This window comes from Bacillus cereus group sp. BfR-BA-01408, from assembly GCF_022663305.1.
GTDB lineage: Bacteria > Bacillota > Bacilli > Bacillales > Bacillaceae_G > Bacillus_A > Bacillus_A pacificus.
The window spans coordinates 1-202 of record NZ_JAKUFF010000386.1 but is presented as its reverse complement, the minus strand read 5'-3'; the positions used below and the strand labels follow the sequence as shown (position 1 = coordinate 202).

Sequence of the window (202 nt, the reverse complement as noted above, 5' to 3'; positions counted from 1 at the left end):
TAGTAGTGGTGCAACAAGTCCAGCTCCTAGTCAAAATAATAATGGTGCTGTAGAAGCTGAAAGACAAGCGGAAGCGCAGCGTAAAGCTGAAGAAGAGAGACAGCGTGTAGCTGAAGAGCAAAGAAAAGCAGAAGAGGCACGTAAACGAGAGGAAGCACAGCGTCAAGCTGATATGGAAAAAGGGCAGCTTGAGGGACAAAAA

General features: G+C 46.5%; 1 pseudogene. It reads left to right on the top strand.

The features are described from left to right. Positions 1-202 (top strand): annotated as a pseudogene (locus tag MR083_RS27770) (YHYH domain-containing protein); the annotation flags it as partial.